This window comes from Pseudoalteromonas sp. OANN1 (genome assembly GCF_024124685.1).
Taxonomy (GTDB): domain Bacteria; phylum Pseudomonadota; class Gammaproteobacteria; order Enterobacterales; family Alteromonadaceae; genus Pseudoalteromonas; species Pseudoalteromonas piscicida.
The window spans coordinates 120999-132226 of the sequence record NZ_JAMXSE010000006.1 but is presented as its reverse complement, the minus strand read 5'-3'; the positions used below and the strand labels follow the sequence as shown (position 1 = coordinate 132226).

The 11228-nt window shown below is 43.3% G+C and carries 9 protein-coding genes; 2 read left to right on the top strand and 7 right to left on the bottom strand.

Annotated elements, in window-relative coordinates; genetic code table 11:
* Window positions 1-47 precede the first annotated feature (47 nt).
* On the bottom strand, window positions 48-1367 hold the full coding sequence (gene rlmD / locus NH462_RS07570) for a 23S rRNA (uracil(1939)-C(5))-methyltransferase RlmD (protein ID WP_010369351.1): 1320 nt from the start codon (window positions 1365-1367) through the stop codon (window positions 48-50).
* Between the two features lie 78 nt (window positions 1368-1445).
* On the opposite strand from rlmD, the gene barA reads away from it, so the two are divergent.
* Both barA and NH462_RS07560 read left to right on the top strand, forming a co-directional pair.
* Window positions 1446-4211 (top strand): two-component sensor histidine kinase BarA, encoded by a 2766-nt coding sequence (gene barA / locus NH462_RS07565; protein ID WP_253105242.1) that lies wholly within the window; start codon window positions 1446-1448, stop codon window positions 4209-4211.
* A 207-nt stretch (window positions 4212-4418) separates the two neighbouring features.
* The gene (locus NH462_RS07560) at window positions 4419-5204 is read left to right on the top strand and encodes a MipA/OmpV family protein (RefSeq protein ID WP_010369355.1); all 786 of its coding nucleotides are present in this window, start codon (window positions 4419-4421) and stop codon (window positions 5202-5204) included.
* An 85-nt stretch (window positions 5205-5289) separates the two neighbouring features.
* Here the strand turns inward: NH462_RS07560 and purF are convergent, their stop codons facing one another.
* From purF to truA, 6 genes are all read right to left on the bottom strand, one after another.
* The gene (gene purF / locus NH462_RS07555) at window positions 5290-6822 is read right to left on the bottom strand and encodes an amidophosphoribosyltransferase (RefSeq protein ID WP_253105241.1); all 1533 of its coding nucleotides are present in this window, start codon (window positions 6820-6822) and stop codon (window positions 5290-5292) included.
* Between the two features lie 18 nt (window positions 6823-6840).
* Window positions 6841-7335, bottom strand: coding sequence for a CvpA family protein (locus NH462_RS07550; protein ID WP_010369359.1), 495 nt, complete (start codon window positions 7333-7335; stop codon window positions 6841-6843).
* 61 nt (window positions 7336-7396) lie between these two features.
* Window positions 7397-8023 (bottom strand): SPOR domain-containing protein, encoded by a 627-nt coding sequence (locus NH462_RS07545; protein ID WP_017218109.1) that lies wholly within the window; start codon window positions 8021-8023, stop codon window positions 7397-7399.
* A 36-nt stretch (window positions 8024-8059) separates the two neighbouring features.
* Window positions 8060-9316, bottom strand: a complete 1257-nt coding sequence (gene folC, locus NH462_RS07540; protein ID WP_253105239.1) for a bifunctional tetrahydrofolate synthase/dihydrofolate synthase — start codon at window positions 9314-9316, stop codon at window positions 8060-8062.
* 26 nt (window positions 9317-9342) lie between these two features.
* Window positions 9343-10218 (bottom strand): acetyl-CoA carboxylase, carboxyltransferase subunit beta, encoded by an 876-nt coding sequence (gene accD / locus NH462_RS07535; RefSeq protein ID WP_017218111.1) that lies wholly within the window; start codon window positions 10216-10218, stop codon window positions 9343-9345.
* Window positions 10219-10352: 134 nt separating this feature from the next.
* A complete protein-coding gene (gene truA / locus NH462_RS07530) occupies window positions 10353-11147 on the bottom strand; it encodes a tRNA pseudouridine(38-40) synthase TruA (protein ID WP_253105237.1) in 795 nt (264 codons plus the stop codon).
* Window positions 11148-11228 lie beyond the last annotated feature (81 nt).

Genomic DNA, 11228 nt, shown 5'->3' with positions numbered 1-11228 from the left:
AAATTATTTAACCTAATGCTCGGGCAATAACGGCCTCAAAGCTCAGGTTATTTACACTGTTTTTTAAACAGCGCCATGGTTTCGATATGTCCCGTGTGAACAAACATATTCATTAAGCCAAGCTTTTCTAATTCAAAGCCTGCCTGCGCTATTACCAAAGCATCGCGCGCCAGTGTCACAGGATCGCATGACACGTATAAAATACGGGTAAACTGCGTCAACGGTAATTGCTGCAGAACCTCAAGTGCACCAGGCCTTGATGGGTCCAGTACCAACACATCCAGATTTGCGTCGAACCAAGCAGCCTCTGTAATCGACTGGGTTAGATCAAAACAGTGAAACTGAACATTACTGATTTGATTAGTTTGCGCATTTTGCTGAGCCATTGCAACCGATTGCGCTTCACCTTCTACCCCAATCACATTTTTTGCTTGTTTTGCGAGCACCAATGAGAAATTTCCCACCCCACAGAAAAGATCGAGGACACTTTCATCGTTACTCAGCTGTAGCCAGTCTGTCGCTTGGCGCAGCATTGCTTCATTTACTGATTGATTCACTTGAATAAAGTTGTTCAATTTAAATTCAAGTGTTAAACCAAATTCACCAAGGTGATAGTACGGCATCGGGGAATACACAACTGGCGTCTCGCCATCGTCAAACAGGACCTGGCAATTTTCTAGCTCGTTTTGTAACGTTTCGCGAGTCGAAGCGGACAGTGGCTTTGTATGACGACACAACACATAATTATGGTTGTCGGCCTGACAAAGCTGAATATGACTGATCAGCCTAAACTCACTTAGCGACTGTGCAAGCGCATTTAGCGTATTAACAATACGATCAAAAGGCGACACCAATACGTCACACTGCGCTATTTCGATAATCTGCTTCGACTGACTAGCTCTAAAGCCTAACTTCACGCTTTTGCTTTGTTTATCATAAATACATGCCAAACGAGCTGCTCGGCGATAATGAAGCGGCATAGAAGTGATCGGTGCTTGCCAAGGTAAGTGTTTAATGTTAGCAAAACGCGCAAAAAGTTTTTCAACTGCATGTTGCTTTTCATTGAGCTGACCATCAACACTTTGATGCTGCAAGCTACAACCACCACACTGCTGGTAATGCGGGCAAAACGGCTTAACACGCTCTTTAGAGGTATTAAGTACTTTGGTCATCTTCGCTTCCAACAGTTTAGACTTGGCCTGTACAACCTGTGCTCTCACTCGCTCGCCAGTCAAGGCACCTGCCACAAAACAGACCTTACCTTCGTGACGAGCAACACCTCGCCCCTGATGATCCATTGACTCTATGTTTAATTCTATTTGCTTTGACGGCTTAGCAGCTTTCTTAGCACGAAAAATCTGTGCCATTGGGTTCCTCATTTGTTTGCTTATCACGTCGGTAAAAGATAATCTTAGTTACAGATTTCTCTGCACTTTTTTGACCCTATGACAAAATTAAACCTGCGTGACAGTATTTTACTACTCACTCTTTTGCCAACTCTTTTGGTTGGCTTGCTACTTGGTGGTTATTTTACTATAAATCGCTACGTAGAGCTTGAGGAAATTCTGATAAGTCAGGGAAATCGCATTGCAGATTCTCTGGCCATGTCAGTAGAATACCCAATAGAAAAACAAGATAAAGCGCATTTACACCGCATTTTAAGCCAAGCACACAATAAACACGCACCACTGGTAAAAAGTATCGCGCTGTTTGATAACCAAAATCAGCTTATTCTTACCAGTAATTATCATAGTGAATTCGACAAATTACATTATTTTGGTGAAGTGCAAAAGCTACAAACCACCGAAGTTACTGCACTAAAAAATACCTTTGTGTTTTATTCACCAGTTAAAAACCATTTAGCCAAAAAAACCGATTGGCACAGTGCAGAACCAGCTACGCTCGCGATTTTAGTTGTAGAGATCAGTAAAGACCAAGCGTTGATATCGCAGCAGCGCGCGCTGATCTTGAGTGCTATTGTTATTATTTTCTCCTTTTTACTTAGTGTTATGTTGGCCATGCGATTATCACGTATGCTGACCAAACCGATTGCCAGTTTGATTTTAGCCACAGACAAGCTCAACGAAGGTAAACAAGACATCGCTATCAATGAGCCGATGCGGGGTGAGTTTGAGCTGTTGCGCCAAGGCTTGATTGTTATTGGCAGAAAGATGGCCAATCAAAAAGACGAAATGCAAAAGCACATTGATCAGGCAACTAGTGATTATCGCGAAACCCTAGAGCAGTATGAAACGCAGAATATTCAGCTCAATATTGCCAAAAAAGAAGCACAAGACGCTAACCGCGTAAAATCGGATTTCTTGGCTAAAATGAGTCATGAACTTAGAACGCCGCTCAATGGGGTCATAGGCTTTACTCGTCAACTTTATAAAACACCATTAAATAAACACCAAAAAGATTATTTAGATACCATAGAGCTATCTGCAAATAGCCTGCTTACCATCATTAGTGACATCTTGGATTTCTCAAAACTAGAAGCCGGTGCTATGGAGCTGGAGAATATCCAGTTTGAATTACGCGACGCCGTTAATGAGGTCATGACCTTATTAGCGCCAAGCGCCCACGACAAACAGCTAGAATTTTCGATTTCTGTTAATCGCCAGGTGCCCGACAACTTAATTGGCGACCCAACGCGATTTAAGCAGGTATTGACCAATCTAATTAGTAATGCCATCAAGTTCACGGAAAAAGGCTCAGTCAAAGTGGATATTAACCATCGCTTGATGGATGAATCTCAGTCCTCCTTGTTAGTGTCTGTCAGCGATACAGGAGTTGGTATTGCGCAGGATAAACAAGACGCGCTATTTACACCGTTTGCTCAAGCCGATACCAGTATCACCCGTAAATTTGGCGGCACCGGCCTAGGTCTTATCATCACTAAGCACATTGTTGAGGCGATGAATGGCCGTATCACTCTGAACTCAGCACCTGGAAATGGTACATGTTTCTCATTTAATGCCGTCTTTGCCCTGCCAAACCGTCTCTACAACGACGATTTACCAAGCAAGCCGCTGGAAAATAAGCGCGTGCTTTACTTTGAACCGCAAGAGCATACTCATCATGCTGTTATGGCTCAGCTACAAGCATGGGACATGCAAGTAACACGCTGCCTCACCGAAGAAGAGTTTGATACAGCCTTGGCGCAGGATTTTAATTACGATATCTGTCTAATCGGCTCTATGGCAAGCGTCGATCAAATGCAGACGGTTAAGAGTTACATCAAGCAAGCTCGCGGCTCCGCAGACTACTTATACTTGATGGTTAATACAGTGTCTCATAATATGCGTGAGGCGCTTATTGGCAGTGGTGCTGACGCTTGTTTAAGCAAACCGCTTAATCACAGAAAACTCTGCGAAATGCTTGCAGCACCTTATCGTTTAGACCACCCAGACATGAGTGCCAATGAAATCGAAGCTACCAGTTTACCACTTAAAGTGCTCGTTGCAGACGATAACGATGCTAACTTGAAGTTGATCTGTACTTTGTTAGATGAGCAGGTAGAGGCAATAGATACCGCACATAACGGCGCTCAAGCAGTCAGTTTATGTAAATCAAGGAAATACGACCTGATATTTATGGATATTCAAATGCCCATAATGGATGGTATAAGCGCCTGTAGAAGCATAAGAGATTCGTCCTTAAATGAGGATACCCCTATCATCGCCGTCACCGCACATGCGCTTGCGGGCGAAAAAGAGCAATTGCTTAAAGATGGTTTTAGTAACTATATGACTAAACCCATAGATGAAGATATGCTCAAACAAATTATTTGCGACCATAGCGCATCTTCACCAGTCGCGAGACAAAAAAATATCGAGAGTCATCAGCACAGTGTGCCGCCATTTAATAGCCAAATGTTAGATTGGGGATTAGCGTTACAGCGCGCGGGTAATAAACCTGATTTAGCATTGGAGATGCTTAACATGCTGCTTTCTAGCGTGCCCGAAACGTTGCAGCAGTTGGAGTCTGCACAAGACGCAGAGGATCTCCCAACGTTGCTCAAAGTAGTGCATAAGTTTCACGGGGCATGTTGTTACACTGGCGTGCCAACCCTGAAGAAATTGGCCGAAACCATTGAAACAGGATTAAAACAAGAAAAACCACTCAGTGATATCGAGCCTGAGCTATTTGAGCTGGTTGATGGACTCACTTTATTGCTTTCTGATTCCGAGCCCACACAATCCAACTGACCTTTATGTTCACACTCTTCTATTCGCTACTTTTATGCAAACAACCATAGAAATAGCGAATAGAAGAGTGTGGCAAATGACTCCTAGCACACCAGACAACGCTTCCCGACAATTTATTACACTTTCTAACAGCACTTTTCCAAGTCTTGTAACAAACTTCTTACATTCTAAATTCTCGCAACCTTTAACTTACGAAAGGAATTCTGTATGTATCTCATCAAGTCAGCACTTACCTCTGCTGCCATCTTCACTCTCGCTTTTGCTTCTTGTAGCCACGCCATTGAAACGTCATCTGACGAATGGCAAGTTCGTCTAGGAGGAGGAGCTGCCGCTGCAGATTTGCCATGGAAAGGCATTGAAAGTGAGCTGATCTCAATTCCCATTATCGATATCCAAAAAGGAAACTGGTTTATCAACAAAGACAGCTTAATTGGCTATCGCTTCCCTATTACCGAGGATTTATCTGTCTACTCCGGATTGGGCTATCGTCAAGACGGCTATGACGGCGTGTTCCGAGATGCGAAATCTGAGGACGAGGTTTTTGAAGGGTATGACGCACCGGATGGCGATGTTACCGTTAACTATGGCGTCACCTATTTGTGGTTTACGCTCGCTGGTCACAGTGATATTTCCGATAATTCAGATTCAACCACGGCTACTTTTTCGGTATCAATCCCACTGTACAACGATGGTCGAGGATTTAAAATCTCGGCAGTAGGTAACGTAGAGTGGCAGCAATCTGATTACGTCAATTATATTTACGGGGTAAGCGGGAAAAACATCGATATAAGCCGTGGTCGAGTGGGCTATTTAACTGCTGATGACGCCGTGAATTATTCGGCAGGGTTTACCGCACATTATCAGTTAAAAACACAACTCAGTTTGGTTGGTGGGATAACACGAACTAAGCTCGATGATGCTATCGCCAATAGTCCTTTGCTAGACAGAGACACCAGTGACCTCGCTTATGTTGGCCTAGTCTATCAATTTTAGGCTGTTGCCTGAGTTAAAATTAAATAAAAAAACCCAAGTTAAACTTGGGTTTTTATCATAATGCTTATTCACATCATCAACTAGCTTAATCGCTTTCGGCGCTTTCTGCTTCTTGATTATGTAACTCAAGGCTTGCAGACATCGCAGCTTCACGATTAGACTTTGCCGAATCGTTTCGCAATTCATCAATGTGATTGAGGTAGTTTTGGTCAACATCACCTGTGATGTATTGACCATCAAATACCGAAGTCTCAAAGCGACCTATCTCTGGGTTTTCTTGACCAACGGCTGCAATCAAATCACTTAGTGATTGGTAGACCAAACCGTCCGAGCCAATACTCGCATTGATATCTTCCACTTCACGACCATGAGCGATTAGCTCTGATGCAGAAGGCATATCGATACCATATACGTTCGGGAATCTTACCTCTGGTGCTGCTGATGCAAAGTACACATTTTTCGCACCCGCTTCACGCGCCATCTCAACGATTTGCGCTGATGTAGTGCCTCGTACAATCGAATCGTCGACAAGTAGCACGTTCTTACCAGCAAACTCTCTGTCAATTGCGTTAAGTTTACGACGTACAGACTTCTTACGCAGCTCTTGGCCTGGCATAATAAAAGTACGGCCAATATAACGGTTCTTAACAAACCCTTGGCGATAAGGAAGCCCTAGCACGGAAGCAATTTCAAGTGCGATATCACATGATGTTTCAGGAATTGGGATAACCACGTCGATATCTTTATCGCCCCACTCAGTTGCGATTTTCTCACCGAGCTTGGTACCCATATTCACGCGAGTTGCATAAACAGACATTTTATCAATGTTTGAATCTGGACGGGCAAAATATACAAACTCGAAGATACAAGGTGCAAGCATCGTTTTAGCTGCACAGATCTGAGAGAAAAACTCACCTTTTTCGGTTACGTAAATAGCTTCACCAGGTGCAACATCTCGCACAAACTCAAAGCCATCGGTTGCCAATGCAACACTCTCTGAAGCGAACATGTATTCCATGCCACGCTCAGTTTCTTTCTTACCGAAAACAAGCGGACGAATACCGTGAGGGTCTCTAAATGCCAAAATACCATGGCCGATGATCATCGCGATACTCGCGTAACCACCAGAAACAATAGACACAACCTCAGTTACTGCCGTAAACATGTCTTCCGCGTCTAATTTCATCTTGTCTGTTTTGCCAAGCTCGTGAGCTAAGATGTTCAGCAGGATCTCAGAATCAGACGTAGTATTAACGTGGCGACGCGCTTGAGTAAACAAACGCTCTTTTAATTTTTCTGCATTGGTTAAGTTGCCGTTGTGCGCAAGGGCAATACCAAATGGAGAGTTTACGTAGAAAGGTTGAGCTTCTGCTGAGCTTGAAGAACCAGCAGTAGGATAACGTACATGACCAAGACCAATGTTGCCCTGTAGGCGTTTCATGTGTCTTGTATGAAATACGTCTTTCACTAGGCCGTTTGCTTTTCGTAAGCTAAACGTATTGTTGTCAATGGTAATAATGCCAGCCGCATCTTGGCCGCGGTGTTGCAAAACAGTTAAGCCGTCATAAATCGCCTGATTAACAGGAGATGTTCCGACTATCCCAACGATACCACACATTAAAAATTTCCTCGCCGATTAACGGTTTACTGAATCTAAAAAGCTCGAGTTATGTTCAAGATAGGAGAAAAACCACTCTATCACAAAGCCAAATTCAGGAATTAAGTTTGATGTTTTCCACCACTGCGTGTCTGGTGCACTGGTAAACGCATCAAGGAAAAAGAGTAAGGCGCTAACGACCAACACACCTCGAAGTCCACCGAATACAATCCCAAAGATCCTATCGGTGCCTGAGAGCCCAGTTCTTTGAACCAGTTCACTCAAGACATAATTAACAAGCCCACCTAACATCAAGGTCGCAAAAAAGAGTATGGCTATTGCGGCTGCATTTCTTAAAAGGGGTTCTGAAATGAATGTTAGGAAGGTTGCGAGATATTGGTAAAAAATACTAGAGATGAAAAAAGCGCCGATCCATACGACAAGTGACATCGCTTCTTTGACAAAGCCTCGAAGCAAGCCAAAGATAGTCGATAAACCAACAATACCAAGAATGGCGTAATCAACCCAGATCATAGTAACCAATAAGTCGTTAATGTGGGGCGCATTCTAAAAGGTTTGGCATCTAAATGCCAGATCATTTTGTCACTTCAAATTGCGTCAAACGACCATTTAACTTAGTTAATTTCTTTAATTCTGGTAACTTAGCTTCAAGTTCAGCTTTATTTAAATCTGGTCCGACAAACACTTTTGTCAGTGTACCATTGGGCGTTTTAACGGGTTTAGTAAAGGTTTTAAAGCCATTATCTGCAAGCTTCTTCGTCAGCGCATCGACGTTCGACTTATGTGAAAAGCTACCAAGCTGAATAACGTAAGCCATTTTTGAAAAGTTAGCAGTCTCAGGACGCGTTAATTTTGCCACCTCAACTTTGTCGGTCGTTACGACGGGTTTCGCCTCAACTTGTGTAGGTGACGTATCTAATTGCTGCGTATTGGCTAGCGTTGCCTCTTCTGTGCCTTCCAGCTTAGCATCATCGGCGTCAATATCTTCCAGCGGTTCTGAGGGCAACTCAGGCGCAAGCTTGGCTTGCGCATCTACTTTTTCTTGCAGATCAATGGTTTTGAACTCAGGTCTTTCAGGGATCGCTTGAAATCCTTCCTTGTAGTGGACCTTTTCACCATCAAGGATATTAGGAATAAAGATCACCGCAGCTACGACGACGATACTTGTTCCAACAAGGCGATTTATAAATACTGAGTTCACAACTTTACTCTCTACTTTACATTAAATCATCTATAACTATTTTCGCCAGTACTCCATTGCCTCAGCAACGGTAAAGAACGAACCAAATATCACTAGTACCTGCTCGCTCGCAAATGTATCGAGCTGAGTATCAAGTGCTGCTGTAACGCTATCGAATAAGGTGACATTGCAACTAGAGTCAAGCAATGGCTTAAGGTTTTCCGCACGCTCTCCACGAGGCCCTGAAAGTGAAGCTAAACTCCAGCTATCTACATATCGGCTGACTTCTTTCAGCACACTGGCTTTGTCTTTATCCGCAAGCATAGCGACTAAGGCATGAATTTTAAACCCTTTTTGCTTGAGTTCTTGTAACTTAGTTGCTAAATATCTTGCAGATTCTGGATTATGAGCAACATCGGTATACACCAGCGGCGTGCTATTGAGTTGCTGAAAGCGGCCTTCTACTTGCAAATTTGCCAAACAAGTCTTCACTACATCATAGCTAGGTAGCAACTCTAGTTTAGCTAATACCGTTAACGCTGTCGCAGCATTTTGTGCTGGAATAGCTGGTTTGTCGAAGTGCCAATCAAAATCAAGATATTGCCATCTAAACTGAGAACCTAGCGGGGTAAAATAAAAATCGCGCTTTGATAACACCATATCTGCGGCAATTTCATCGCCATAGTCTATAACCGTATGTGGAATATTTAAATCACCAACGATTGCAGGCTTACCACTGCGGAAAATGCCAGCTTTGTCATAGCCTACCAGATCTCGGGTATCACCCAGATACTCTTTATGATCTAAATCGACAGTCGTGATAACAGAGGCAAATGGCGAGACTATATTTGTCGCATCAAACCGCCCGCCTAAACCCACCTCAAGCAAAATATAATCAACCTTACAGCGCTTGAAAATACTTAACGCGCCAAGCGTACCAAACTCAAAATAGGTCAGCTGAGTGTCTTTGCGGGTGTCATCGAGGAATTTAAATGCATCGATATGATACTGATCTTCAAGCTCTGCCCCATTCACTCGGACACGCTCGTTGTAGCGTACTAAATGTGGTGAAGCGTAGGTGCCAACAGAAAACCCTTGTGCGAGCAACAACGACTCCAAGCACCTGGCTGTTGTGCCTTTACCATTGGTTCCACCAATTAGAATAATTTTACTGAAAGGCTCAAGTAATCCGGCTTGCTCGGCAACTTGTGCTACACGCTCAAGTCCCATTTCAATGGTGGCTGGATGAATTGCTTCTAAATAACAAAGCCAATCATCAAGGCTTGATGATTGGCTAGGCTGGTTAACCGTCATAAGTTGAGTAGCTCAATTTGAAAAATTTACGCTACTCTATGCTCTTGTTCAGTGGAAGGCAAGTCCATAAACTTCGCCAAAATACGCGCTAACGTATCACGCATTTCACGACGGTCGACGATCATGTCAATCGCACCGTGCTCTAATAAGAACTCACTGCGCTGGAAACCATCTGGTAAGGTTTCACGTACAGTTTGTTCGATAACACGTGGACCCGCAAAACCGATAAGTGCTTTTGGCTCTGCAACGTTGATATCACCTAACATCGCTAATGATGCTGAAACACCACCCATTGTTGGGTCGGTCAATACTGAGATAAATGGCAAGCCTTTGTCACTCATTTTTGCCAATGCAGCACTTGTTTTTGCCATTTGCATCAATGACATAAGTGCTTCTTGCATACGTGCACCACCAGATGCAGAGAAACAGATTAATGGCATGTTATGTTCTAAACAAACGTTAACTGCATCAACAAATCTCGCACCAACAACTGACGCCATTGAGCCACCCATAAAGGAGAATTCAAAAGCAACAGCAGCAACAGGAATACCCTTTACACGACCTTTCATTGCAACTAAAGCGTCTTTCTCACCGCTTGCCTTTTGTGCTTGAACGATACGATCCGAGTATTTTTTAGAGTCTTTAAACTTTAATACGTCTTGTGGCTCATGCTCTGTGCCAAGCTCTTGACGATCTGCATCATCTAAGAAACTTTCAAGACGTTTACGTGCCGTAATACGCATGTGATGATCACACTTCGGACATACGTTTAACGACTTTTCTAATTCCGCTTTGTATAGGATTGAATCACAATCTGTACACTTTGCCCAAACCCCTTCTGGGATCTCTTTTTTACCAGAAGATTTAGTGGTTTTAGGTAAGATCTTTTCTAACCAACTCATTTGCAACTCTCTATCGTGCTTTATTCTGTTCCGTCAGCAAAGACAGACATCTTTTCCCAATTAAATCATGATTTAGCTATAGGTGATATAAAAAACTGGTCTTAAGAGTATAAGGTACTACATAAATATGACCGTTACACTAATTCCTCAGGCAAAAATAATGGCCCAAGCGGCATCTTTTCTATTTGCCATTGTTCAGGGTAGTCCACATCAACTAAATACAATCCGTTAGGTTTTGCCGTAGCACTTGCTAAGGTGCGGTCTTTGGCAACAAGCAGCTCCGCCATCCACTCAGGCTCTTGCTTGCCGACACCAATATCAAGTAAACAACCTGTAATATTGCGCACCATATGGTGCAAAAACGCGTTTGCTTTAATATCAATGACGATATATTTGCCAATGCGTTTCACCTCTAAGTGATGGATATTACGAAACGGCGTATTAGACTGACAATGTACTGCCCTGAAAGACGTAAAATCTTGCTCCCCTATCATCACAGGGCATGCTGCTTTCATTCTTTCAACATTAAGCTCGTGGTGAAAATGCGTTACGCCACTGCGTAAAATACCCGGCCTGTAGGTGTGATTATAAATAACGTAGCGGTATCGACGAGCTGTCGCAGAAAAACGAGCATGGAACTCAGGGTCGACTTCTTTAGCAAATCGTACCGCAATGTCGTCAGGAAGCTGAGAGTTCATTCCTAATGTAAAGGCACTCATATCGCGAGCAGAATCCGTGTCAAAATGCACGAGTTGACCCGTTGCATGAACGCCCGCATCAGTGCGCCCCGCGCAAGTTATCTCAACGGGATGATTACAGATATTCGATAGCGCTTTTTCTATTTCTTCTTGGACACTGCTGACATGATTTTGCCTCTGCCAACCACTATAATTTGCACCATTATATTCAATGCCTAACGCTACTCGCATACTTTTTCTATCGCAACCCATAACAAAAACGACATTTTATGCGATTGGCGATGTGAATTAAAGCGCTTAAGCTAAGAAGTA

Coding starts and splice junctions, on each gene's coding strand:
- truA (WP_253105237.1), bottom strand. CDS start 11,147: ATGCGAGTAGCGTTAGGCATTGAATATAATGGTGCAAATTATAGTGGT.
- barA (WP_253105242.1), top strand. CDS start 1,446: ATGACAAAATTAAACCTGCGTGACAGTATTTTACTACTCACTCTTTTG.
- NH462_RS07550 (WP_010369359.1), bottom strand. CDS start 7,335: ATGATCTGGGTTGATTACGCCATTCTTGGTATTGTTGGTTTATCGACT.
- folC (WP_253105239.1), bottom strand. CDS start 9,316: ATGACGGTTAACCAGCCTAGCCAATCATCAAGCCTTGATGATTGGCTT.
- purF (WP_253105241.1), bottom strand. CDS start 6,822: ATGTGTGGTATCGTTGGGATAGTCGGAACATCTCCTGTTAATCAGGCG.
- accD (WP_017218111.1), bottom strand. CDS start 10,218: ATGAGTTGGTTAGAAAAGATCTTACCTAAAACCACTAAATCTTCTGGT.
- NH462_RS07560 (WP_010369355.1), top strand. CDS start 4,419: ATGTATCTCATCAAGTCAGCACTTACCTCTGCTGCCATCTTCACTCTC.
- rlmD (WP_010369351.1), bottom strand. CDS start 1,367: ATGGCACAGATTTTTCGTGCTAAGAAAGCTGCTAAGCCGTCAAAGCAA.